General features: G+C 36.8%; 22 protein-coding genes. 3 read left to right on the top strand and 19 right to left on the bottom strand.

Translation table 11 applies throughout. The features are described 5' to 3' along the window. Nucleotides 1-674 precede the first annotated feature (674 nt). The 5 genes from U8D43_RS02500 to U8D43_RS02480 form a co-directional block, all read right to left on the bottom strand. A complete protein-coding gene (locus U8D43_RS02500) occupies nucleotides 675-1,862 on the bottom strand; it encodes a M14 family metallopeptidase (RefSeq protein ID WP_335869383.1) in 1,188 nt (395 codons plus the stop codon). A 112-nt stretch (nucleotides 1,863-1,974) separates the two neighbouring features. Beyond that, on the bottom strand, nucleotides 1,975-3,849 hold the full coding sequence (locus U8D43_RS02495) for an LTA synthase family protein (RefSeq protein WP_335869382.1): 1,875 nt from the start codon (nucleotides 3,847-3,849) through the stop codon (nucleotides 1,975-1,977). Nucleotides 3,850-4,172: 323 nt separating this feature from the next. Continuing rightward, the gene (locus tag U8D43_RS02490; RefSeq protein ID WP_335869381.1) at nucleotides 4,173-5,144 is read right to left on the bottom strand and encodes an ROK family glucokinase; all 972 of its coding nucleotides are present in this window, start codon (nucleotides 5,142-5,144) and stop codon (nucleotides 4,173-4,175) included. Nucleotides 5,145-5,154: 10 nt separating this feature from the next. After that, nucleotides 5,155-5,358, bottom strand: a complete 204-nt coding sequence (locus U8D43_RS02485; protein WP_335869380.1) for a YqgQ family protein — start codon at nucleotides 5,356-5,358, stop codon at nucleotides 5,155-5,157. A gap of 380 nt (nucleotides 5,359-5,738) precedes the next feature. After that, nucleotides 5,739-7,199: a spore germination protein gene (locus U8D43_RS02480; RefSeq protein WP_335869379.1), complete on the bottom strand. Its 1,461-nt coding sequence runs from the start codon at nucleotides 7,197-7,199 to the stop codon at nucleotides 5,739-5,741. Between the two features lie 134 nt (nucleotides 7,200-7,333). Here U8D43_RS02480 and U8D43_RS02475 point away from each other — a divergent pair, with 134 nt between their 5' ends. Continuing rightward, entirely contained in the window at nucleotides 7,334-8,215 is an 882-nt protein-coding gene (locus U8D43_RS02475; RefSeq protein WP_335869378.1) for a hypothetical protein, read from the top strand. Between the two features lie 3 nt (nucleotides 8,216-8,218). Here the strand turns inward: U8D43_RS02475 and U8D43_RS02470 are convergent, their stop codons facing one another. From U8D43_RS02470 to U8D43_RS02435, 9 genes are all read right to left on the bottom strand, one after another. Continuing rightward, the gene (locus U8D43_RS02470) at nucleotides 8,219-9,409 is read right to left on the bottom strand and encodes a rhomboid family intramembrane serine protease (protein WP_335869377.1); all 1,191 of its coding nucleotides are present in this window, start codon (nucleotides 9,407-9,409) and stop codon (nucleotides 8,219-8,221) included. Nucleotides 9,410-9,808: 399 nt separating this feature from the next. Further along, nucleotides 9,809-9,985 (bottom strand): protein YqgO, encoded by a 177-nt coding sequence (yqgO, locus tag U8D43_RS21145; protein WP_503626822.1) that lies wholly within the window; start codon nucleotides 9,983-9,985, stop codon nucleotides 9,809-9,811. A gap of 149 nt (nucleotides 9,986-10,134) precedes the next feature. Then, nucleotides 10,135-11,088 (bottom strand): L-lactate dehydrogenase, encoded by a 954-nt coding sequence (locus U8D43_RS02465; protein WP_335869376.1) that lies wholly within the window; start codon nucleotides 11,086-11,088, stop codon nucleotides 10,135-10,137. 30 nt (nucleotides 11,089-11,118) lie between these two features. Continuing rightward, on the bottom strand, nucleotides 11,119-11,913 hold the full coding sequence (locus U8D43_RS02460; protein ID WP_335869375.1) for a DUF92 domain-containing protein: 795 nt from the start codon (nucleotides 11,911-11,913) through the stop codon (nucleotides 11,119-11,121). Beyond that, nucleotides 11,906-12,472, bottom strand: coding sequence for a 5-formyltetrahydrofolate cyclo-ligase (locus U8D43_RS02455; RefSeq protein WP_335869373.1), 567 nt, complete (start codon nucleotides 12,470-12,472; stop codon nucleotides 11,906-11,908). Before U8D43_RS02455 ends, U8D43_RS02460 begins: the two co-directional genes overlap by 8 nt. A gap of 283 nt (nucleotides 12,473-12,755) precedes the next feature. Further along, nucleotides 12,756-12,905 carry a 50S ribosomal protein L33 gene (gene rpmG, locus U8D43_RS02450; RefSeq protein ID WP_066105110.1) on the bottom strand — a complete coding sequence of 50 codons (150 nt, stop codon included), beginning with the start codon at nucleotides 12,903-12,905 and terminating at the stop codon, nucleotides 12,756-12,758. 475 nt (nucleotides 12,906-13,380) lie between these two features. Then, nucleotides 13,381-14,391 (bottom strand): nucleotidyltransferase family protein, encoded by a 1,011-nt coding sequence (locus U8D43_RS02445; protein WP_335869372.1) that lies wholly within the window; start codon nucleotides 14,389-14,391, stop codon nucleotides 13,381-13,383. Next, nucleotides 14,388-16,694 carry a glycosyltransferase gene (locus tag U8D43_RS02440; RefSeq protein ID WP_335869371.1) on the bottom strand — a complete coding sequence of 769 codons (2,307 nt, stop codon included), beginning with the start codon at nucleotides 16,692-16,694 and terminating at the stop codon, nucleotides 14,388-14,390. The genes U8D43_RS02445 and U8D43_RS02440 overlap by 4 nt, the downstream gene beginning before the upstream one ends. Then, nucleotides 16,687-17,376 (bottom strand): DUF4912 domain-containing protein, encoded by a 690-nt coding sequence (locus U8D43_RS02435; protein WP_335869370.1) that lies wholly within the window; start codon nucleotides 17,374-17,376, stop codon nucleotides 16,687-16,689. The genes U8D43_RS02440 and U8D43_RS02435 overlap by 8 nt, the downstream gene beginning before the upstream one ends. Before the next feature lie 299 nt (nucleotides 17,377-17,675). On the opposite strand from U8D43_RS02435, the gene U8D43_RS02430 reads away from it, so the two are divergent. Both U8D43_RS02430 and U8D43_RS02425 read left to right on the top strand, forming a co-directional pair. Then, complete coding sequence (locus tag U8D43_RS02430; protein ID WP_335869369.1) at nucleotides 17,676-18,023, top strand: hypothetical protein; 348 nt, start codon at nucleotides 17,676-17,678, stop codon at nucleotides 18,021-18,023. A gap of 11 nt (nucleotides 18,024-18,034) precedes the next feature. Then, nucleotides 18,035-18,544, top strand: a complete 510-nt coding sequence (locus U8D43_RS02425) for a hypothetical protein (RefSeq protein WP_335869368.1) — start codon at nucleotides 18,035-18,037, stop codon at nucleotides 18,542-18,544. Nucleotides 18,545-18,965: 421 nt separating this feature from the next. Here the strand turns inward: U8D43_RS02425 and phoU are convergent, their stop codons facing one another. The 5 genes from phoU to U8D43_RS02400 all read right to left on the bottom strand — a co-directional run bounded on the left by phoU (nucleotide 18,966) and on the right by U8D43_RS02400 (nucleotide 23,557). Further along, nucleotides 18,966-19,625, bottom strand: a complete 660-nt coding sequence (gene phoU, locus U8D43_RS02420; protein ID WP_335869367.1) for a phosphate signaling complex protein PhoU — start codon at nucleotides 19,623-19,625, stop codon at nucleotides 18,966-18,968. Between the two features lie 208 nt (nucleotides 19,626-19,833). Continuing rightward, the gene (gene pstB, locus U8D43_RS02415) at nucleotides 19,834-20,649 is read right to left on the bottom strand and encodes a phosphate ABC transporter ATP-binding protein PstB (RefSeq protein WP_335869365.1); all 816 of its coding nucleotides are present in this window, start codon (nucleotides 20,647-20,649) and stop codon (nucleotides 19,834-19,836) included. Between the two features lie 41 nt (nucleotides 20,650-20,690). Next, nucleotides 20,691-21,569 (bottom strand): phosphate ABC transporter permease PstA, encoded by an 879-nt coding sequence (gene pstA, locus U8D43_RS02410; protein WP_335869364.1) that lies wholly within the window; start codon nucleotides 21,567-21,569, stop codon nucleotides 20,691-20,693. Beyond that, the gene (gene pstC / locus U8D43_RS02405) at nucleotides 21,569-22,516 is read right to left on the bottom strand and encodes a phosphate ABC transporter permease subunit PstC (RefSeq protein ID WP_335869363.1); all 948 of its coding nucleotides are present in this window, start codon (nucleotides 22,514-22,516) and stop codon (nucleotides 21,569-21,571) included. Before pstC ends, pstA begins: the two co-directional genes overlap by 1 nt. 81 nt (nucleotides 22,517-22,597) lie before the next feature. After that, nucleotides 22,598-23,557: a PstS family phosphate ABC transporter substrate-binding protein gene (locus U8D43_RS02400; protein WP_335869362.1), complete on the bottom strand. Its 960-nt coding sequence runs from the start codon at nucleotides 23,555-23,557 to the stop codon at nucleotides 22,598-22,600. Nucleotides 23,558-23,685: the final 128 nt, after the last annotated feature.

Below are 23,685 nucleotides of genomic sequence, written 5' to 3'. Positions count from 1 at the left end.
CGGTTTCGTAAACGGGGTTTTATCCACCAAAAAAGAGGCGACCTCAGACCTGCATTAACAGGATGAACGGTTTAATGCATCATTAAACCGCTAGACCCCATTTTCATTCATTGCGGTGTCTGACAGGACATGGGGTTTCGTATACTTTGTTGCTCTTGACACAAAGAAAAAGCAGGCAGTAGGGTTTTTTCGATTGATTTCTTCCTTGTTATCTAGAAATGAAGAATTTTTCATTAGGAAGAGAGCACGAAGTCATACAAGTCAAAGGTTTCCTTCTTATTCGAAGCCTCTTTTCGTATACATTGTGGCTATTTCATCTGATTTTTGACTAAATCCACCTTTTCACTGTTAATTTCTATCAAAAACAGACGAAATGATGCCCGAAACAAAGCTATATCATAGATAATAAACTGATACGAAAAGCCACAATCTTTGCGAAAACAGCCTTTATTTATTATATCGATCATAACCTCCACTCACTCCTATCAACGCATTTTGAAATGATTAGGGATTCTGCCTATCTGTATCAAGTATAAGACGAGCTAGCTGTGAGGTTGCTCTTTGACCTTTTAGACGACTTGGCTTATGTCCTCAAGCCACTCGCGCCTGCAGCTAGTCTAGAAGCACATTCAAAAAAACAACAACCGTATCGGATGTTGTTTTCAAGGATTATCCTATTTATAAAGAGTAACAAGCATGATTCCAAGAACTCGTTGGTAAATTTCATTAAATTGAGATAGAGGTAATGGATTAATTCCTCTTCCTAACTCAATCGTAAAACCTGCTTTCTGAAATTCCTTAATAAACCAATCTTTATACCCAGCATAACTGTCAACATATCGAATGGACTTATATCCACTGACCCGAGAAAAATCATCTGCAAGTTCTTCAGATTCTTGCGGTTCAAGCCCTTCATATCCCCAGTAGAATTCTTCTCCCTGAGTGTGAAAAGCAAGCATTCTATCAAATTTTCGGGTGTTCGCCAGTTTCTCCATTGCGATGGATTCAGGTTCTGATAACGGTTTATAACCTGGGAAATCACGTGGAGCTGGAGCTTTCTCTTCCTTACGCTCTTTTTCTAGCTCCCATTTCGCGGGATACTGATTATTTAAATCTACTCCTCTTATATTAGCTTTCCATTTTGAAAAATCATTACTGCCTTTATTGATTTTCACTAACTTTTCTCTATCCGCGGAAGGTGCTCCATTTATAACTAAATTAACTCCATCCGGATTGACCATTGGAACAATGGATAGGGACGTAGATAAATAGAGTGGGAGTGGGGATATACCTCTTATGTTACTACTATTCGTTAACGCTAATAAATAGTCATTCAAGAAAGTCATAACAATTGGTGTCGTAATCCATTCATTTGCATGAAAAGAACCGTTGAAATTTATTTTTTTATTACCTTTACCTATGATTAATTCATACAAAGGTAAACCTTGTACACTTTTCCCAATTTCCTTAATATCTACAAATGGATACACCGCTTTTAATTCATCGATATTTTGTCTTAACGCTTGAAAATCATATGCACTTTTTCCCTCCACAATTGGAGAAATTACTCGTTTCGGAAGGTTTATTCTTTCCCCAATGGGTAGTGAATTTGGGTTTTGCTTTTGATTTAATAGCAACAAAGCATCTACATTGACATTCCGTGCCGATGCTAGTTTCCAAAAAGTATCTCCTCGCTTTACAGAATACCGTTGCAAGGTAAAGCCTGGTATTTGTAATTCTTGACCGATTTGCAATGAAGATGGATCAACATCAGAATTTGAGTCTTTAATTAATTCATATGGAATGTAAAAAAGTTGACCATAGTACCATAGTGAATCACCTCGACGAACAGACACCTTCATACACTTCTTCCCTCCTTCATCCTTCCCTAATAATACGTGTATGAAGTTAGAATGAGAACATGACAGAAAAATGAAAATGCCTGCATCAACTGCAGGCATTTTCGAGTGTTAATTATTGTGCTGCTGGCATAAGTTCCTCTTCTTCGTAAAAGCGAAGAAGATCGCCGTAAATGATTTTGTCGGAGTAATCAAGTTCCTCGTTCGCTCGCTCTATAAACGGCTCACAGGCACTCATATCGGTTTCTGACCCCGTTTCCTTATCCCAACAAACTTCTCCAGCATAGACATGATCCTTTGTAATAAAACGACCGTCTCGAAGAATCGTGAAATTTTCATGATCTTCTGAGAATAAATCTGTACCGAATTGCAAATCACCAAACGATTCAATACCAAGCAAATGTAGCAATGTTGGACGAATGTCAATTTGGCCACTTACATCAGAAATCACTTCTCCTTCTTCACCCGGAATATGAATGATAAAAGGAACCTTTTGTAGCTCAGTCGAGACAAATGGCGTTACTTCTTCCCCAAGATACTGCGACATCGCTTCATTATGATTTTCAGAAATACCATAATGATCGCCATACATCACGATTATAGAATCTTCATAAATACCTGAGTCTTTTAAATCTTGAATAAAGACTTTTAACGATTCATCCAAATATCTTACCGTTTGGAAATAACGGTTCAGCGTACCTGAATTTGAATCAAACTCATCAATCAGAATATCTTCTTCATCTAAATAAAATGGATGGTGGTTTGTTAAAGTAAGCATTTTTGTATAAAAAGGCTTAGGCATTTGTTTCATATGTTCAACTGACTGTTCAAAGAAAGGAATATCTTTCAAACCCCAGTTAACCGAATTTTCTGGTAGAACTTCGTAGTCCGTCATAGAATAAAAACGCTGATAGCCTAATGAGTCGTACATAATATCTCGGTTCCAGAAGCTTTTATTATTCGCATGCATCGCAGAAGTAAAATAACCATTATCATTTAATCTTTCTGTTAAGGAATTGAATTCATTTCCGGAATGTGTAAAAAATACGGCTCCCCTACCTAATGGATAAAGTGAGTTATCTAGAATGAACTCTGAATCCGAAGTTTTACCTTGCTCAGTTTGGTGATAAAAATTTTCAAAATACGTACTTTCGCCAATAAAATCATTCAAGAATGGGGTAATTTCCTGCCCATTCATCGTATCATTGATTACGAAGTTTTGTAGGGATTCCAATGTAATAACAATAACATTTTTATCTTTCGCTATCCCAAACATCTCTTCATTAGGAGCAGAATAATTGGAGGCAACATTGTTATCAATTTCTACCAATTCACTTCCATCTGCAAGTGCTCTCTGTGCAGATGATTTAGATTGTAAAAACACATCATATAAATGGTAATTATACGTTCCAATGTTTTTCACTAATATTTCACGATCAAATGTACGAGTTAATAGCTGAGGTCTTTCCGTTTCAGCAAGCCCAAGGTTAAAGAACATAGTGGCTATTGCCACTAAAAAATAAGCTCGTCGTTGCGTGGAGGAGATCGCTTTAAAGGAAACCCATTTAGGCTTCATCTTCATAATAAACGCCAAAATTACGACATCCGTAAAGAAAAACAAGTCAGTCCATTGAGCGATTTCACCAGCAGAATTACCCAAATCCGCAAAATTGCTTGTTTGGAACAAAACAGGCAATGTAAGAAAATCAGTGAAAAAACGATAAAAAGCGACGTTTCCATATAGAATCACTGATAAAATTAAACTAACAAAAAAGATATATCGATTTCGTTTTTTGTCCTTTTTCATTAATAAACCTAATCCAAAAACAAATAACAAAAAGCTTATCGGATTAATAAACAAAATAAATTCCTGCATCGTATTTTCAATATCAATATCAAAACTAGTTTTATAGACTATAAACGTTTTCAACCATACTAACACGGTCGCAAGAAGCACAAGTGACACGCTTGGCCATTTCCACTTCGTCATAAACATTACCTCCTAATATCAGTTGTAACTTTTTTGAATGTGTTTTTTACAAATTCAGGATATCTACAGTACAACCATGATTTATCTTAATACTTTTTTTACAAAAATGCAAACACCTCTTAAAATATTTTGGATAGAATTATAGATTAGATAATATTAATTACCTCTCCTTATTAGACGAATAAATCCTTAAAAAGTTTCATTTATTTCTTTTTAAAGAATAAATTAGGTCTATAGTCACTGAAAACTAAAAAGAGCTTCCCGCCAATTAGACTGAGAAACTCTCTTTATCTATAATAATTCATATTAAGATCGTAATACAATTATTTTAACTTGTTTTTGACTAACCAGCCGGCACCAATTACACCCGCTTCGTTCTCAAGTGTTGCAATAGCTAAAACTGTTGATGTAGCAACCGTTGGAAATGCAAATTTTTCAAAATAACTTTTCACAGGAATTAATAAGGTCTCTCCTGCTTTTGATACGCCCCCACCAAGTACAATTTTCTCTGGATTTAACGCATTGCCTAAATTTGCTAAGGTAAGACCTAAATAAAAAGCTAAGCGATCGATAATCTCAAGAGCTACTGTATCTTTTTCTCTTGCAGCGTCAAATACACTTTTAGCAGAAAGAGCACCCTTTTCAGAAAGAATGGAGGTAAGTATTGAATGCTCTTTTGTATATTGAAGAGCTTCAACAGCTAAACGAACCACCCCTGTCGCGGAAGCTACAGTTTCTAAGCAGCCCATTTTTCCACAATTACACTGAAAACCATTTTCGGGCATGACCGTTATGTGGCCAATTTCTCCACCTGCGCCTCTTGCTCCGTGTACGATGTCTCCATTTGTGATAATACCTCCGCCAACACCAGTACCTAGTGTTACACAGACAAGATCTTTTGCCCCATTTCCTGCCCCTTTCCACATTTCACCAAGGGCTGCACAGTTTGCATCGTTATCAATGACCGCTTGTAATCCGGATTCGATTTCAAGCATATCACGTAAAGGTGTATTTTTCTCCCAACCTAAATTTACCGCTTCATAGATAATACCCTTATCCATGTCTACTGGGCCCGGTGCACCCATGCCGATTCCAAGAAGTCTTGATTTCACTTGATTTAACTCTTCCAGCTTTTCATCAATCGCTTTGGCAATATTTATGACAATATTCTTCCCATTATTCGAGACATCCGTTGGAATTTCCCATTTTTCGATCATTTCCCCATATACATTTAAAAATGCTAGTTTTGTTGTTGTACCACCTAAATCGACAGCAGCAATCCATTTTTCACTCATCATTGTCACCCTATTTCTTGGTATCGAGTTTTTTTTGTATTTCTTGACGGAGTAGCAGTAAGCCCATTTGATAGTCTCTTGGTTCTACTAACTGAGAACGCCAAAGCTCCTTCAATTCTTCTTCCATTAATTGCAGATCGGCCACTCGGTCCCCTATGTAGATAAAAGTTCCGTATCTTTTTAATAGCTGCTGAACGTCATAAATCGTTTTCATTTTATCACCAGCTTCTCATTAAATATTCTCTTAAAGTATAGAGGAAAACGATTGCATCGACAAGCTTCCTCAACAAAAAACCTTAAACTGACAAAATTTAAGGTTTAATGTTCACAAAAATTAATAAGTGAAAGTTCCATCTGAAAATGGGGTACATACCATCTTTGAAATTTTTCGATTCAACAAAAATCCTGTTGAGTTTTGTTACAGTTTCCTTGTTTCCACAATTAGGTTAGTAATGGCTCAACCTCTTAAGGCATTATTACCCGTTTGTATACGGCTCTTTTCGTATACATTGTGGCTATTTCATCTGATTTTTGATTAAATCGCCCATTTCACTGTTGATGCCCGAAACAAAGCGAAAACAGCCTTGAATAAAATTAACGATCTGGATCACGCGGATGTAAAAATCTTGGTCGACGATTTTTTAATGGTATTGGTGAGCGCAACAATACATCACGTAAAGCTCGATAGTTAAATGGGATGAATGGCCATAAATATGGAACTCCAAATGATTTCATTCTGGCTAGACCGATAACCCATAGAGCTAATCCAATAATCAAACCTGGCAAGCCAAAAATCGCAGTCAAAATTAACAAGGCTATTCTAACGAGCCGATTCGCCAACCCCATTTCGTAACTCGGTGTTGCAAATGTACCAATCGCCGCAATTGCCAAATACATAATCACTTCATTAATAAATAATCCTACTTCAACCGCAACCTGTCCAATCATTAAAGCCGCCACTAAACCGAGAGCAGTTGCCAAGGAAGAAGGCGTATGAATAGCAGCCATCCTAAGCATATCAATTCCTATTTCAATGAGGAGAAATTGAAAAACCAAAGGAATTTGTCCTATATCAGTTGGACCGACAAACTGGAGTGCTTTAGGAAGAAATTCAGGGTTGGTTGCGAGGAGATACCATAATGGTAGTAAAAAAACAGAACCCCATACTGCAAGAAAGCGAACAAAGCGTAAATAAGCCCCCACCATTGGCTTATTTCGGTATTCTTCCGCATGTTGTAAATGGTGCCAGAAAGTAGTGGGTGTAATCATTACACTTGGTGAACCATCAACCATAATACAAATATGTCCCTCAAAAAGGTGAGAAGCTGCTGTATCCGGTCTTTCCGTATAGCGAACCATCGGATATGGGTTCCAGTGTTGCCCCGAGATAAATTCTTCTAGTGTTTTTTCCCCCATTGGCAAACCATCAGTATCAATCTGCTGTAAAGACTGCTTTATTTTTTTCACAAGCTCAGCGTCTGCTATATCCTCTAAATAACAAACGACAATATCGGTTTTTGATCTTCTTCCAATCTGCATATATTCCATCCGGAGGGAGCGGTCTCGAATTCGTCTTCTGGTTAGAGCTGTATTAAATACAAGCGTCTCTACAAAACCATCCCTCGAGCCGCGAACAACTCTTTCAATATCAGGTTCTTGAGGACCCCTTACTGGATATGTTCTGGCGTCTATCAGGATAATTTTATCTAACCCCTCGACTAGGAGAGCTGTTGGTCCAGCAAGCACTCCATCGATTACTGGCTGAAATTCCTCTACCACTTCTACTTCAACATAAGGTATATATGTTTTAATCAACTTATCCAGTGTATCATCCTCAAGTTGAGATGAGTCTAAACCTGCTAAGATCTTCATTAAATAATGAAGTATATCATCCTTGACGAAGCCATCTACCATAAACATCGCCATTTTTCGTTCAGCATAAAATAAATCTAATTGAATCACATCGAAGCTTTTATCAACCGCTAAAATATCATGCAAATAAGCGACATTTTCGTCAATATCTGTGGAGATTCTTGGCTTTTCTTGATTTTCCATCTACTCCACTCCTCTCGTCTCTCATTACCATCCATCATTGACAGCCACCTAAAAAAAAATACCTTTCTTTCATAAACTTTACTTCTCATTCATATGATGGCTCTAGAGTGGACAAACCAAGGAGAGTGAAGAAAATGACGAGAACCAAAAAAACGCTGTTTGTTGCCATTCTAGGGACGTTAATGATAGTCATTCTCTACCTTGCTTATTACTCAGCAAGTGTGAGAGAGAGCATCATTTTCTTTCCCATAGATGAAAAAGCTAATTTTATTTCCGCTGACACCTTATTAACACTAGAAAATAATAAAAAGGATATGCACTACCACGTGGACTGGAAAATTGGTTCTACGTTGGACCAAGAAGCCTATTTACGGCAGGATATCGGCTTCCTCTTTATGAACGGAAGATTGATGGGAACGATGAATGAGTGGTCACAAAAAACCGATCAAATTCTTGAAGAACAACAAATAAAAGGTAAGGAAAGTTCCCTATTACAATCTATTTCCTATCATTATGCCGAGATTCATAACCAAGAAGAAGAAATCACAAGCTCACAAATCATGTCTTCTGATACGTTATACGTAATTGATTCGAACTTTAGTCCCCTAAATTCGTTCCGAAAACCGAGTAATTCCACTGAAAAGGAATGGAAGAATATTGTGGATAAAGTAACATCCCAACAGTTAGATTTTGCTATCGAGCAAGCACTGAAAGAGAGCGGACTTCAGCAAGCTCATTATGATGTTTACTTCTTAACAGAATTAAGTGCATTCAATGATCAGCCTTTACCCTCCTTTACAAAATCCCAGACAGACCAGATCATTGGCAATCTTTGGGAAGGTCTATACAAAAATTATTTTCTCGGCTTACAAAAAAAAGATGGCACTACCATTAACCCCTTTGGCAGTACCATCCCTTTGATATTGATAAGTAAAGATCAATCTCATTTGTATGTTTTGATAAGTACGAAAGAGAACAATACAATTACTTTAAAGCAAATTATCTCGATTCCCTAAGATTTAGGAAAAGCCGATCAGATAGGCCACACAAAGAAGGAGCATACTCCCTAAGATAAAACCAATCTGCGTTTTAACATTTTTTTGATTTGGAAAATGAACCATTCCAGTTGCAATTATTCCACCAACCAGCCCACCAATATGCCCTGCATTGTCAATTCCTTGGATGGTGAACCCTAGTAATAGATTGATACTAATGATGACAATAACATTCATCCCCATGGTTCTAAAAAAGATTTGTGGATACATGATGCCAAAATACAACAACGCACCAAAACAACCAAAAATAGCCCCGCTGGCTCCCGCCGAAATATTCACTGTAAATAGAAAGCTTGCAATTGATCCAAACATCCCCGCTACTAAATAGATCCAAACAAAACGAAGATTTCCAAACATTCTTTCAACCTCGGATCCGATATAAAGTAAGGCAATGGAATTCATGACGAGGTGAAGTAGTCCGATATGCAGGAAAACCGGAGTAAAAAAACGCCACCACTCACCTTCTAGAATAAGTGGGTTATATTTTGCTCCATATTTGACAAGAACTCTGGAGTCCGTACTACCTCCTTGCCACTCTAGCCATAAAAACATCATAACTTGGAGGGCTAAAAATACATACGTAAAAAAAGGTTTGGACATGTGAAATAATTGATTATCTTGTTGCTGCTTTTTTTCTGCATGGTTCAGTGCTAAGGACTTAGAGATTCTTACATCCTCTTCTGAATACAACCTTTTATCTGAATAATCAATCATTACATCTGAATTCGTATACTCTCTCAACCTAGATAAACCAACCTGAATACCGGCATGATCGATTAAACACGTCTCCACTGTCACTTTTCTTTTAGCGGGAAAATGATAAGAATCTTTTAGCCATGTACAGTCATCTACTGGGGGATGTGTGGATAAATAAATATTCAATATCGTTAATTTTCTTCGTAAAAATTTCCGACGAATTCTTTCACCAATTGAACCCGTTTTTTGCAGATCTCTACGAATCCAATTGCTCCAATTAATGTCGTAACGTAGCAAACGAATAATGGGAGCCTGCTTATTGGACAGATTCTCTAGCCACAATTCATTTTGATTTTTTGACAAGCTTAAGATTCGATACTGCTTTTGTTGAAGAAAAAAGCTGGTAATCTCCCAAAATAAGTAATCTCCTTTTAAATCCACTATATCCTCTACTTTCATCACAGTTAACTCTATTACGTTAACTATAGCGAAAAACAAAGGTTAAAGTAAAGGAACAATCCTAAATAGAAACGGCTAATTAACAACTTAATAAATCCACTTAATCTTACTATAAGGCTCATTTCGTATACATTGTGGCTTTTGCATCTGATTTTTGATTAAAGAGCTCATTTCACTGATGATTCCCATCAAAAATAGACGAAATGTTGCCCGAAACAAAGCTATATCACCGTTTATAGACTGGTTCGAAAAGCAACAAACTTTGCGAAAATAGCCTACTATGAATCGGATTTCTTTTAGATATTTTTCTTCTTTATCTTCGCTTAATATACCAACACAAACAAATGATTAAAGTTATTCCTTCATCTAATAGCATTTAATGTCCGCTAAAATCAAAAATTATTTAAATGTACTTTGAATAAAAAACGATCGTAAATAGGGAATTCTCATGGACAGATTAACCATGTACTTTCGTATTGATGGATTTCCTAAAAGTGAATTTAGAATTCGAAAACGATATTTGTATAGTGTAGAAAATAACATAGACAACACAACCCATTTATAAATGTATCTCATGTTCATCCCTCCTATTCTCTAGTGTGTTTTATAAAGTTGTAATTATGTAAGAAAAATGAAAATCCTCCAAAATTCTTCTGCAAACGGCAGATGATTCCTTGAATAAGGAAAAAGAAGGATCCGCTTAATCCTTCTTTTCTCTTGTGTAGCTATATTTTTAATAAAACTGGTTTTATGGTTTCCTTTAAAACGGAGACAGATTTAGAGAATTGTTGCTTTTCTTGGTCATTCAACTCTAATTCTATCACTTTCTGAAGTCCATTTCGGTTCACAACTGCAGGAACCCCAATAAATATGTTATTTTCTCCATATTCTCCTGTGAGATAACTGGAAACGGTTAATATACTGCTCTCATTATTTAGAATGGCCTTTGTTAAACGCACAAGCCCCATTGCAATTCCGTAATAAGTTGCTCCTTTTCTTTCTATTATATGGTACGCAGCATCACGAACATTGATAAATAATTCATAAATATCTTCTTTATTATATTGAGGCTCATCATTCATCCAATCGAATATAGTTCGACCTCCGATATCCGCATGACTCCACACCGGTAATTCCGTATCTCCATGCTCTCCAATAATATAGGCATGAACATTTCTGGTATCAACATCAAAATATTCACCAAGCATATAACGAAAACGCGCCGTATCTAGAATGGTCCCAGAACCAATCACACGCTCCTTTGGTAGGCCCGAGAATTTCCATGTCATATACGTTAATATGTCTACTGGATTCGTCGCTACTATAAAGATACCATCAAAACCACTTTTCATTATATTTTCAACGATTTGTTTGAATATCATCGTGTTTTTCTCAACTAAATCTAACCGAGTTTCTCCTGGTTTTTGATTCGCCCCCGCCGTCAATACTACGACGTCGGCATGTTGGCAGTCTTGATAATTTCCATACCATATTTTTGTTGGGGATGCTGCGAAGGCTAGTCCGTGATTGAGGTCCATTGCATCTCCCTCGGCTTTCTTTTGATTAAGATCGACTAAAACTAGTTCTTCAGTGATACCCTGATTTAAAAGCGCAAAAGCATAGCTTGACCCTACAAAACCCGTCCCCACTAGCACTACACGATTACCTTTTTTTTTCATATAAAAACCTCCAGTTTGTACTATCCTATATCACAATAAAAGAAATTGACTAAGTATTATCAGAAGCCCTGAGATGACACTTGACGTAAAATTTACCACCTCGTTATTGATCCAAGAAACTCCTTTTGATAAGGTTGTCTTCTTCAGACAATGAGAAGTGAGCTCCGTTTTTAGCTCACAAATATTACATGTATATTCAGCTTGTACATACGCTCCCAGGATGGTATCTAGAAGATTTCCAAAAAAACCTGCAACCCCTACTAATAAAAGAGAGGTCGTCGGTAAATCTGGTTCTAACAGCCAAATTACCATGACAATGAAGAAAGAACCAGCTAAACCTGCTATTGTTCCAAGTATTGAAACGGCTCCAGAAGTTCCTTTTTCTACCTCTTTAAATCTAATAAGAGATAAAGGCTTTTTCTTACTTAATGTGCCAATCTCTGAGGCCCATGTATCAGAATTTGCTCCACTAACGGCAGCTAAAAACGCATAGAATAACACCTCATTTTGTAACAGAATAAAGCAAATAGAAAAGAGCGCTGCTGCTCCTCCATTAGCTACTACCTGCTGCCAATCACGTTGGGCACTCTTTGCTAACTTCTGTTCTAGCTTTTGCTTATCTTTGTATTTATATTTAGACCAGATACTAGAAGAAGCAAAAAAACTTCCGACAACGACTAGCCCATGCCATTGAAAAGCCTCTAAAATGACTACTCCTATCACGATAGCACCAATCGCTCCTGAAAGTTTTAGCGATTTCGTAAAGAACCCTCCCAGTGCCGTCATGATAATTATTAACCAATACACAACCATTCCCTCATTCACAAAGATACACCTTAGCTGGAGTGATTAATTTCTGGACAGGCAAATCATATTTGTCTTTAGGTATATTTGCTAAAATCTGCTCCTGAAAAGCCAATGAAATCGTTTCTCCTTGATAATCCTTGAGAAAGCGATCATAATACCCTCCTCCGAAGCCAATTCGAAAACCTTTAATTGAATAGGCTAATCCTGGAACAACTAATAAACTTATTTTCTCTTTGTTCATTGCGTTAGTTTGTACTGGGTTAGGTTCAAATAAATGCAAATACTTGTTTTCAAGTTGTTCAAAACTTTCTATAGCATAAAAATCTAATCTTCTGCTATCGTGGTGACATTTAGGTACACAAACAGTTTTCCCTTCTATCCAGGCTTTACGTATTAATTGCCATGTATCAATTTCTGGAACATGTGATATCGTTATGCCAATTGTCTGAGCTTGCTTCCACTGACATGTCTCATACAATCGTTGTGCCCCCTCAAAAGATTTTTGTTCATATTCTAGTCGATGTATAGAATGAAGTCTTTGCTTCATCATTTTTCTTATCTCAGCCTTCTCCAACACTCCCACTTCCTTTCACTTCGCTTCTATGTAGAATTGCACAATTCTAAACAAAATTCCTTCTATTTCAAAAAAAATTTATAATTTGAAAGCTGATTTCGCAAAATTCCCACTTTTAGAACCCGTTTATAATCGTTGATATAACTTTGTTTCGGGGCATCTATTCGGCTATTTTCGATGGAGTTTTACAGCGAATTGGAGGGTTCAATCCAAAATTAGATGAAAAAGCCACAATGTATATGAAAAGAGCCCATAAAAAAAAGCAGTGGAATAAAATTCCGACTGCTTACTTTGTTTCACGGTGTGCTGTTGTACGTTTTTCTCTTGGGCAATATTTTTTTAGCTCAAGACGATCTGGGTTATTACGCTTGTTTTTTGTAGAAATATAGTTACGCTCACCGCATTCAGTGCAAGCTAATGTAATGTTTACACGCATGTTTATTTCCCTCCAAACTTCATGACATTCATCTATTCATACGACTTTTATATAATATCATTTTTCAAAAGGAAAAGCTAGTGTTTTTAAAGTGTTATTGAATTTTATCATTTCTTTTTTTATATCCTCACAATCACCAAATCAGTCCAAAATCTGTAGAATTGGTTGAATTTGAAAGAAAAAATGAACAATGGAAATAGATTATTTTCAGAACAACGAACGGAAAGATGATCCAAGGTCTTTCTATTTCAATATTTTAGGTACTTATGCGAAAACAGCCCAAATAAAATATGTATTTCTTCACAGGCTGAAGAAATACGGTGTATTGTTGAAATTCAAAATCGCAAGGATAGCAGCAAGAAGTGGATGATCTCACACGATCAAATATATGGTTGTTACCCCAAATTGCTTCTGCGTTAACCTGGAAATTTTTTAATGACTCATAAAATCATTGGTTCTATATTGGCTCATTTCTCTATACCTTCTGCCAAATTTGGATTTTTTTCATATAGTATTTGGCAAATTCTTTTGCTAAGTGATGGTGATTGGCTTGAGAATAAATAATAATAGAAGAGGAACTATATTCTTTTATATGTGTCCAACACTCTTTGCTATGGTTTACTTTGATTCCATTTTCGAACTCTAAAGACTCGATCGGTGTTTCAGAGATAATTGAATTAAAAACTTCTTTTTTCTTGTTAGCAGGGCACATGGCTACAATTCTCGTAATAAATCTACCTTGAGATTCCTCTATTGCCATAGAGGGACGAAAGGGCGAATACCTTTTTTCTTTCACTTCTTTAACAGCTAATTCGTACTGTGACACTGTTCCGATATCTCGCCAATACTCCTGTGTTCGGTAGGCATAAATAGCTTCCTTATTTTCAATCAGCATAGGAAAAACATCTTTAGCAAAATCTAATTTCCCGTTAGTTGGATACTTTCGGAAAATCTCTGGTTCAATTATATAAATTCCAGTATTTATCTGTGGTGACAACTCTGCTACATGCTCGGGTTTCTCGATAAAAGACACTACCCTCTCATCATAACTTACTTCACAAACACCATATTGCTTAGGAGAGTGAACTTGCTTAGCGACAATAGTCATCACTCCTCCCTTCTCATGATGAAAGTCAATGGCATTTTTAAGAGAAATAGTTGAAAAAGCGTCTCCACTAACTACCATCACGGTATCTTGGAACAAATCATGCTTTAAAAATAAATGACCTGCAGTCCCTAATGGCTCTGTTTCCGTTAAATACTTGAGGGTTACTCCCCATTTCGATCCATCTTGAAAATGATTTTTGATTTTATCACCTAAATAACAAGTCGTTACGAAAATTTCCCGAATCCCGGCATCTTTTAACTGCTCAACAATATATTCCATGACTGGCTTCCCGTCTATAGGCACTAATGGCTTTGGTAACGAGTGAGTATAAGGATGAAGTCTTCTGCCTTCTCCGCCAGCCAAGATAATACCGATCATAAGAAAACTCCTTCCATTTTATTGTGTAGTGCCTCTTCTTCATATACTTGTTTTGTTTGATCAGCAATCCTTTCCCAGCCGAATAGCTTCTTCGCTACTTGAAAACCTTGTTGACCGATTTTGTCTTGCAAAATTGGAGAGGCGTTAAGCTGATTTATCATCAGAAGCAATTCCTCTGCAACACCTGGTGAGAATAGTAATCCGGAAAACTCATGTTGGATAATACCTTTTAATCCGCCTATTTTTGAAGCAATGACCGGTTTTTTTGCTGCCATTGCCTCGAGCGCTACAATGCCAAATGGTTCATATAAACTCGGAAAGATGGCAATTTCACATGTATTCAACAGTTGGTTACGTTCTTCATCTGTGATAAAGCCAATAAATTGAATTTTTTCATTCAATCCTCGCTCTGCTACTATATTTCGGTAGGTATCTAATAATGGTCCCTTTCCTGCAACAATAATTGTTAGATCATCTTGAAGTGAACTTGCAACATCAATTAATGTTTCAAATCCCTTTTCTCTAACAACACGTCCGACGGAAAAGACAAAACGTTTCTGTTCTAAATAATCAAATCGAGTTCCATTTGTTTTTTCAACTTCTCCTAAGTGAATACCATTTGGAATAATACTTATTGTTGTTTTGCCAAGGAGGAATAATTGTTCCACTTCGTCCTTCATATAATCACTGCATACAATGACTTGATTCGAGTTTTGAATGAGCTCACTTTCTTCATTATGAATATATTGTTGCATTTCCGTATAAATGCCAGCGTTTCTTCCGTGCTCAGTCGCATGAATGGTTGTGATCAATGGAATTTGGTAAAAACGTTTCATTGTAAGGGCCGCATGACCGACTAGCCAGTCATGTGCATGAACAATATTAATCGAATGCCTATTAATAATATCATCCACTTTTCGAAGCATAGATACGTTCAAATCTTTTACCCAGTTGATAAAATTACCTTCTAGTGGATGCAAAGGACCTGTGCGATAAACATCAATTCCATCCATTTCTTCATAGGCTTTCGTTTCAGCTGAATGAGAAGTTAAAACTACTACTTTCACTCCTCTTCTTGAAAGTGTTTTTGCCAAGGAATATACATGTCTAGATAGTCCCCCAACAATATTAGGTGGGAATTCCCAACTAAGAATTAAAACAGAAATCGCATTTGACTGAGGGACCGTTGTCTTTTTCGTTACTAACGGTAATGTAAAAAGAAGTTGATCTTTGCGATGCTGGAGAAAATGAGATTCTGTTTTTCCTTTATTGATACTCTTCATTAGCAACTGTAACGATTGTAATGAAGCTTGATCTTGCTTATTGTCACTGATGGAGGTTAAATAATAGACCCACTCTAATATAAGGTGGTTTTTCATATCTTCGTCTTGAAGCGCATGAAAGCTGTGTTGAATTTCTAATTCAAGTTCTTGCCCAATTCGAGCAGAACGTATTTGTTCATCGTCTAAAATGGCAAGCCCTGTCTCCATTCCCTGATAACAAAAATTCATTCTGGTCAAAGTGGTATACTCGCTTAACCAATCTTGTTCGGTGTCCTGGTCAAATTTTGTTTGATAAAATTGCATTTCTTTTACAAATGATCGCCAACGTTTTGTGTTTTCCAAAGAAATTATCTTCGTTTCACACTTGCCGACATTCTGATGAATGAGTGGTTCAGTTGGAATTAATACTAACCCTCTAGGACTTCGTGCTAGCGCATCCATCGGCTCATCCTTTTCTCCCAGCTCAAAAGCAAAGCTGGGAATGAATGTGTATTTAAACCCAAAGCGAAGCAAAAATTGATCAAGACCTGGGATATACGATTGATAAGGTAACCATATACCGTTTGGCTTTGAAGAAAACTGTTTTTCAAACAGAGTCGCCGTGGCTTCAAGTTGCCATTCTAAACCATTTTGTGTTTGCAAATGAGTTAATGGAAAGTGACTTACTGGTTCAGGAATCAGATGTAGAAGGTCACCCTGAAAAAATGTAGAAATTGCATTTAGTAGCTGCTTTTTCCATTTGAGCCAAAGTTGAAAATAAACCTGATAGTCTCGATTTTTTTCTCTGTTCACATTAAAGAAATGATCCATTTGCAATTGGAACTCATTTGTCGAAAACCACTCCATCATAAGTGGTTTAGCAACAAGTGTGATGTTGCTTGGAGATTTGTTCGTTTCCAACCATTGAATAAGCGGGAAGTACTCATTTACAATTGAATCCAAATATTCTTCTTTTTCTACATCCTTCATTAAATGGGTGCTATAGTAGTTGACTTTCGGTTGAAGAATTAGCTTAATCATTGCCATTCACACCCTTGCGTTCATAATAGGAATACGTACTTACATGCTCTACCCAATTCGGCGCTGTCTGAACACTTTGTTCAAAAGTTTTTAAATCTTGGAGTGAATGAGTATTCTGTTCATGGTTCATTCTTGGTGTATGTACGGAATTGGAACGTATAAGCGGATAAAAGGTAGAACCTTCCTCGAGCAAACCATATTCTGCACAGTAGGTTCGATTACCTTTCAACCCTGAAATAAACCACTCTGATTGATTGTCTCTTAAATAGATCGTATACGTTTGATGAGCATTCTGACCACTAAATAAAATAGAAGTAATATCGTATAGTTTCAAAACATATTGAAGTGATTGTTTTCCGTTTTGCTTGTATGATGATAAAATGAGAGGATCGATATTCCAATAGCAGTATGCACGTGAAGGAGATGTCAAAAGCACACTCATTATTGCGTTTAATTTAGGATTGCTTTTCGTAATTACTGGAAGAGAGACCTTGGCTTTGCCTATTCTTTTTCTTGTTTTTACAGCAAGACTTGTTGAATTGCTTACAGCCTTGACATCCGTTTTGGATTTTTGATACTTTAGCCATTGATATTGTACCTTTCCTACAGTGGTATCCAGTTCTATGGCAATTTTTCGAAAGGAAAGACCTTGTTCTCTTAATTGGATAATTTCTTGTAACATCCTTATGCACCTCTTTTAGTAAATGTCCAGCCATTAAACGCCGAATCATATAAATGGAAACTACACTATACTTTAATCGTATCATCCATACGCCTAAGCTACAATAAACGCAATTTGTCGGATTATGACTTTATTTCTTCTAATTGGTCCTATCAATGATAATTTCAGGTCATTGGAAGCAATAATTTCATTTTCTACTCAATTTTTCTGACTTACCGACAAAAACACACTTTTTGATTCGTATTTTTAATTGTATTCTTCTATAATATAAGATGAACGAAATAGTAGAGGTGATAAAAATGACTACAATGATAATTAGCATGTTTGTTGGATCTATTCTGTTGTTTTTTCTGTCTTTTTTTCTTAAAGATCATTTAAAACAAATGGAGAGAGATGTTGAAGAACTCTCGATTAATATGCTTCAAGAGCAGTATAAAATGAAGCGAAGATTAAAAATCATGGAAGAAGAACTGATGGTCGAACCAAGAGAGGACATGAGTGAATTTTCACGAACAGATGATGTGCATGAAGTTGTGAAAAATCAAGTATTAGCCTTACACGATAAAGGATTAACCATTGAACAAATTGCACAACAATCGGCGCTTTCTTTCGAAAATGTACAAAAAGTTATTCTAACATCTAAATAAAGGGGATTATCATGGATAAAAGAACGACAAGAGCCTTCTCAATGGGACTTTTCATCGCTGCTGTCCTATTATTAGGTTTACAGCTAGGATCAAAAGAAACAAAACTGGAAATACAAGATCTAAAAAAACAAGGGTATATCGTGCTTACGGAAGATGAGTATACATCAATGAATGAAAAATTTGCTCATTTGGAAGAAAAACTAGCTCAATCGCAGGAACAAAAAACAGAAAAACCTGAGACAGCTAAGGAAGAAAATACTGAAAAGCCTGAAGTATCTAAGGAAGAAAAAAATACTGATGAGAAAGAAACAACTACATTTACGCTTAGTATTAAATCTGGAATGACTTCTTTTGAAATTGCTGAAACTTTAGCTCAACAAAAAATCGTTCAAGATGAAGATGACTTTAGAACATTTTTAAATGAAAACAAACATGCTGAAGAGATTCAAATTGGAGAATATGAGGTATCTAGTGACATGGACTATTTAACTCTTGCAAAAATCATAACAAAAACGAACTAAGCCTAGGCTTAGTTCGTTTTTGTTATAGGCTCTTTTGGTATACATTCTGGCTATTTCATCTGATTTTTAATTAAATCGCCCATTTCACTGTTGATTCCCATCAAAAATAGACGGATCTAGCTGCTGTGGCTTGCGGCTCGGGGTCAAATGAATAACCCTCCAGCGATGCAGGCATCTCCTCCGAGTTCTTCATTTGCCTGACGCCGCAGGGCAGCCACTTCCGCTTTTCTTGATCTAGCTGCTGTGGCTAGGGACTCGGGCATTTGTCAGCCCACTGCGTGAATCAGGATTCACTACGTGTTCTGCCAGATGCCTGCCGTCCCTTGGCAGCCACTTCCGCTTTTCGTAAATGATGCCCGAAACAAAGCGATATCACCATTTATAGACTGGTTCGAAATGCCACAAACTTTGCGAATACAGCCTAATCATTTAAATCATATCGGTGCCCTTTCACTAAATAAAAAACATGCTCCGCAATATTCGTTACGTGATCGGCTGATCGCTCTAAGTAGCGACTAATAAAAGAGAGTTGAATAATATGTGGTGTTTTGCCAGGGTCCGATACATTTAAGGCTAATAACTCACGAATTGTTTCACCATATAAGTCATCGATTTCATCATCAAGATCCGCAATTTTCTTCGCTTTGACCACATCTTCCTCTGTATAAGCTTGTAAAACGAGCAGAACCATTTCTGAAGTTTTTTTGTGCATTAATTTGATTTTATCCATACAAGGAAGTCCATCTTGTTTACCGATTCTAATCGTCGATTTGGAAATGTTAACGGCAAAGTCTCCTATCCTTTCTAAATCAGAGGCAATTTTAATTGCTGTAATAATCCTTCTTAAATCCGTTGCAACAGGCTGTTGCTTTGCAATCAGCAAAATCGCCAAGTCATTAATTTCTTCTTCTAACACATTTGCTTTTCTGTCTTCTTCCATTATCTCTAGTGCTCGTTCCACATTTTGTTCTTCTAGTGCTTTAATTGATTCATCAAGAGCTCCTAAGCAAAAGTTACCTAATTCCGTTAACTTTGATTTCAACTCTTCAAGATGGGATTCAAACATCTCTCTGATTGCCATTATGTGACCTCCATACCAATTGAATGACGAAATTGAAACGTCGTTTACATTTACTTACCAATACTATGATTTTTTTAATGAACAAATTAATTTCTTGCAAATAAATCCAATACTTTCAGCACCTACTTATAACGACTATACGCACAAACAATCCTTCATCAAACCCACAAATCATTCTCTTTGATTCAAGCTAGACTCTTAGGACCGTTTATCCAAATCGGCCAGAAATATAGTCTTCCGTTCTTTTATCAGTCGGATTAGAGAAAATCTTGTTCGTTTCATCAAATTCGATGACTTCACCGTTCAAAAAGAATGCTGTTTTATCTGATATTCGAGCTGCTTGTTGCATATTATGCGTCACAATAATAATGCTATAGTCTTTTTTCAATTCTTGTACGAGCTCTTCTACCTTTAATGTAGAAATCGGGTCTAAAGCTGAGGTAGGTTCATCCATTAAGATTACATCTGGTTCGATCGCAAGCGCACGTGCGATGCAAATACGTTGCTGTTGACCACCTGACAGTCCGTACGCATTTTCATTCAAGCGATCTTTCACTTCATCCCAAATTGCTGCACCACGTAAACTTTTCTCCACGATTTCATCGAGTACTTTTTTGTTTTTTATGCCGTGAATTTTCGGACCATATACAATATTTTCATAGATTGATTTTGGGAAAGGGTTCGGTTTTTGGAAAACCATCCCTACTTTTGTCCGAAGTTGTTCAACTCGATAATCTTGATCAAAGATATTACGACCTCGATATAAAATCTCTCCTGACGTTTTGACAATTGGGACCAATTCTATCATACGGTTCAATGTTTTCACATAAGTTGACTTCCCGCAGCCCGAAGGTCCAATGATGGCAGTCACTTCATTTTCCATAATATCTAGATCAATATTTTTTAAAGCATGATTGCTTCCATACCATAAGTTTAACTGTTTCGTTTCATATACTGGTTTTTTATCCACATGTGTTTTATTGATTGCTTTTTCTTCCGTTCTATCAGCTACCGTAATTTTCATGATGGAAATCCCCCTTCATCCTATTAAAACAATGCGATAATTTAGTATCGTTTTTGAAATTTATTTCTAATCAATACAGCTATAGAATTCATGACAATTAGCAAGCCAAGAAGAACGATAATTCCAGTTGCCGCTAATGCATGGAATTCTTCCTGAGGTCGACTCGTCCAGTTATAGATTTGCATTGGCAATGCTGTAAATTTATCCATAATACCTGTAGGAAGGAATGCGATAAAGGTTGGTATACCAATAACGACTAACGGTGCTGTTTCTCCAATCGCACGTGAAACAGCTAAAATAGTTCCTGTAATAATTCCAGGAATGGCTGCCGGTAAAACTACTCGCAAAATGGTTTGCCATTTAGTCGCACCCATGCCATAGGATGCTTCTCGCAATTCTTTCGGAACAGACCGTACCGCTTCTTGAGAAGCAACGATTATTACAGGAAGAATTAGTAAACTCATCGTTAGTCCCGCAGCTAGAATACTAATTTGTAAATTCAACGTCCGAACAAAAATAGTCAATCCAAGCAACCCAAAAACTACAGATGGGACCCCAGCTAGGTTTGAAATATTCACTTGAATAAATGAATTTAATTTGTTTTTTCTAGCATATTCCTCAAGATAAACCGCTGTGCCAACTCCTAATATAAAAGACACTGGTGTGACGACGCTCATTAACCAGACGGAACCGATTAATGCTGCTTTTATCCCAGCGTTCTCTGGTTTACGCGACGCAAAATTAGTAAAAAAATCTAAATCTAAATACCCAATTCCTTGAGTTAATATCCGATAAAATAACACGGCTAGAATAACTAAACCAAATGAAGTGGCTGCTATAAAAATGCCTTTAAATAGGGTGTTTATTCTTAAACGGGAAGACATTTTTGATGCAACAACTTGTTGATCAATGTACTTCATTAATATTCCTCCCTAAAGCGTTTTGAAATATATTGTGCAAGTAGGTTCATTACTAGCGTAAACATAAACAACGTAAATCCAACAGCATAAATACTATAGTAAATCGTTGTTCCGTATCCAGCATCTCCCGTACTCACTTGGACAATATAAGATGTCATCGTTTGAATCGAATCGGTGATATTCCAATCCAGGTTCGGTGTTGATCCACCGGCAACTGTGACAATCATGGTTTCACCAATAGCACGTGATACAGCTAGGACAATAGAAGCGATAATTCCTGAGATTGCAGCAGGAAGAACTACTTTAATTGTCACCTCAAGTTTGGTTGATCCTAACCCTAGTGCCCCCTCACGCATCGCATTCGGAACAGATGACATCGCATCTTCAGACAAAGAAGCAATCATAGGAATAATCATAATTCCAACCACAATACCAGGACTTAGTGCATTAAATATACTAAGCTCCGGAATGATTTTTTGAAGAACAGGCGTGACAAACGTCAACGCAAAAAATCCATAAACAATGGTCGGCACTCCCGCAAGCACTTCAAGAATCGGTTTAATAATTCTTCGTGAGCGATCAGATGCATATTCACTCAAGAAAATGGCAGCCCCAAGACCAATTGGCACAGCTGTAATGGTAGCAATTAAAGTGATTTTTAACGTTCCAGAAACAAGTGGCATGACCCCGTATGACGCACTCGCCTCCACAAATGGGTACCATTTCTTTTCAGAAATAAAGTCCCATAACGATACCTGTGAAAAGAATGTAAAGGTTTCAACAACTAGCGTAAACAATATACCTAGTGTAGTAAGCACAGAAACCGATGCTAATAAAAATAATATGACAGGTACCATTTTTTCCATAGTATGTGAGATGCTTTTTGTACTTTTTTGTTCAATCATTTCTTGAATATTCATTTTTTCTCTTGAACCCGAAACAGCCATTGTGAAAACCCCTTTCCGGTGCATGACAAGAAGAGAAGCTACGAGCTGCTTCTCTTCATGTCAACTCAATCCATTTGTTTCTTATCGTAAACTTTCTACTGCTTCCATTGCATCATCATAAACGCTTTGTTCTAAACGAACATAACCAACTTCTTCAGCAAGTGTTGCAGCATTATCTAATGCGAACTTAACGTAATCATATACAGCTTCGTCTTCTTCCACAGCTGAGTTCTTTACATAAATGAATAGTGGACGGGATAGTGGGGCATATTCCCCGCTTTCAACCGTTCCGTTTGTCGGTTCAACTGCACCTTCACCATTATCGATTGGAACTACTTTTAATTTATCTTTATTCTCTAAATAATACGCATAACCAAAGTATCCAATAGCATTTTCATCACCTGTTACACCTTGAACTAATACGTTATCATCTTCAGATAGTGTAGCAGACTCATTCATCGGCTCATCTTCTAAAATAACTTCATTGAAATAGTCAAATGTACCTGAGTCTGTTCCGGGAGAATAAAATTTAATTTCTTCTTTAGGCCACTCCTCACGAATGTCCGCCCACGTTTTTGTCGTTCCATCTTGAACCCAAATCATTTTCAACTCGTCTACCGTTAAGTAGTCTACAAAATCATTTTTAGGGTTAATAACAACCGAAAGACCGTCGTTCGCAATTTTAATTTCTGTAAAGTCGATGCCCGCTTCTGCTAAAGCTTCTTTTTCTTTATCCTTGATTGGACGCGATGCATCAGAGATTACCGTATCGCCTGCAATGAATTTTTCAAATCCGCCACCCGTTCCAGAAAATCCAACAGTTACATTTACTTTGGGTTGATTAACCATGTATTCTTCAGCAATTGCTTCCATGATTGGATATACTGTAGAAGAACCGTCGATGTTTACTTCACCTTGTAGTTCTGCTGCTTTTTCATCGGACCCGTTGTTAGAATTTTCTGTTTCATCAGATCCACATGCTCCTAAGATAAGAGCTGATCCTACTGCTGCTGTCGCTAAAAAATGTTTGAAGCTTTTCATTACGGTAATTCCCCCTAATAAATTTTGCTTTATTTGCCCTACAAGTAATAGATTAAATGAATACTATTAATAAGGTTTTAACGGTTTGTAAAGGTTTTGTAAATTCGACTATTTTCGATTGAGTTTGG

This window comes from Bacillus sp. 2205SS5-2 (assembly GCF_037024155.1).
In the GTDB taxonomy this organism is placed as follows: domain Bacteria; phylum Bacillota; class Bacilli; order Bacillales; family Bacillaceae_K; genus Bacillus_CI.
The sequence above is the reverse complement of the archived record's forward strand: the minus strand, read 5'-3'. Positions and strand labels throughout refer to the sequence as shown.

Excerpts from the sequence above, each read along its gene's own strand:
- U8D43_RS02500 (WP_335869383.1), bottom strand. The coding sequence starts at position 1,862 with ATGAAGGTGTCTGTTCGTCGAGGTGATTCACTATGGTACTATGGTCAA.
- U8D43_RS02495 (WP_335869382.1), bottom strand. The coding sequence starts at position 3,849 with ATGACGAAGTGGAAATGGCCAAGCGTGTCACTTGTGCTTCTTGCGACC.
- U8D43_RS02490 (WP_335869381.1), bottom strand. The coding sequence starts at position 5,144 with ATGAGTGAAAAATGGATTGCTGCTGTCGATTTAGGTGGTACAACAACA.
- U8D43_RS02485 (WP_335869380.1), bottom strand. The coding sequence starts at position 5,358 with ATGAAAACGATTTATGACGTTCAGCAGCTATTAAAAAGATACGGAACT.
- U8D43_RS02480 (WP_335869379.1), bottom strand. The coding sequence starts at position 7,199 with ATGGAAAATCAAGAAAAGCCAAGAATCTCCACAGATATTGACGAAAAT.
- U8D43_RS02475 (WP_335869378.1), top strand. The coding sequence starts at position 7,334 with ATGACGAGAACCAAAAAAACGCTGTTTGTTGCCATTCTAGGGACGTTA.
- U8D43_RS02470 (WP_335869377.1), bottom strand. The coding sequence starts at position 9,409 with ATGAAAGTAGAGGATATAGTGGATTTAAAAGGAGATTACTTATTTTGG.
- yqgO (WP_503626822.1), bottom strand. The coding sequence starts at position 9,985 with ATGAGATACATTTATAAATGGGTTGTGTTGTCTATGTTATTTTCTACA.
- U8D43_RS02465 (WP_335869376.1), bottom strand. The coding sequence starts at position 11,088 with ATGAAAAAAAAAGGTAATCGTGTAGTGCTAGTGGGGACGGGTTTTGTA.
- rpmG (WP_066105110.1), bottom strand. The coding sequence starts at position 12,905 with ATGCGTGTAAACATTACATTAGCTTGCACTGAATGCGGTGAGCGTAAC.
- U8D43_RS02445 (WP_335869372.1), bottom strand. The coding sequence starts at position 14,391 with ATGATCGGTATTATCTTGGCTGGCGGAGAAGGCAGAAGACTTCATCCT.
- U8D43_RS02440 (WP_335869371.1), bottom strand. The coding sequence starts at position 16,694 with ATGATTAAGCTAATTCTTCAACCGAAAGTCAACTACTATAGCACCCAT.
- U8D43_RS02435 (WP_335869370.1), bottom strand. The coding sequence starts at position 17,376 with ATGTTACAAGAAATTATCCAATTAAGAGAACAAGGTCTTTCCTTTCGA.
- U8D43_RS02430 (WP_335869369.1), top strand. The coding sequence starts at position 17,676 with ATGACTACAATGATAATTAGCATGTTTGTTGGATCTATTCTGTTGTTT.
- U8D43_RS02425 (WP_335869368.1), top strand. The coding sequence starts at position 18,035 with ATGGATAAAAGAACGACAAGAGCCTTCTCAATGGGACTTTTCATCGCT.
- phoU (WP_335869367.1), bottom strand. The coding sequence starts at position 19,625 with ATGGCAATCAGAGAGATGTTTGAATCCCATCTTGAAGAGTTGAAATCA.
- pstB (WP_335869365.1), bottom strand. The coding sequence starts at position 20,649 with ATGAAAATTACGGTAGCTGATAGAACGGAAGAAAAAGCAATCAATAAA.
- pstA (WP_335869364.1), bottom strand. The coding sequence starts at position 21,569 with ATGAAGTACATTGATCAACAAGTTGTTGCATCAAAAATGTCTTCCCGT.
- pstC (WP_335869363.1), bottom strand. The coding sequence starts at position 22,516 with ATGGCTGTTTCGGGTTCAAGAGAAAAAATGAATATTCAAGAAATGATT.
- U8D43_RS02400 (WP_335869362.1), bottom strand. The coding sequence starts at position 23,557 with ATGAAAAGCTTCAAACATTTTTTAGCGACAGCAGCAGTAGGATCAGCT.